The sequence below is a fragment of the Bradyrhizobium sp. MI1.4 genome (genome assembly GCF_055811315.1).
On the sequence record NZ_JBVVPP010000187.1, the window covers coordinates 1 to 237 of the forward strand.

1 protein-coding gene is annotated in these 237 nt (G+C 86.9%); it reads right to left on the reverse strand.

The annotated features are described in order from the left end of the window. A partial coding sequence (locus tag AC0L23_RS40200; protein WP_473358452.1) for a hypothetical protein occupies window positions 1–237 on the reverse strand: 237 nt, incomplete at both ends.

The following is a 237-nucleotide window of genomic DNA, read 5'->3' on the forward strand; positions in this document are numbered from 1 at the left end:
ACCGATGCCAGGACAAAGCAAGCGCCCCCTCCCTGGGCGGGGGGCGGCGCCGGGGGGGGCGCGGGGGGGGGGGGAGGGCAAAACCCCCCCCCCCCCCGGGGGGGGGGGGGGGGGGGGGGCGGGGCGGGGGGGGGGGGGGGGGGGGGGGGGTGTGGGGGGGGGGGGGCGGGCGGGGGAACCCCCCCCCCCCCCCCCGAGGGTGGGGGGGGGGGGGGGTGGGTGGGGGGGTAAAATGGG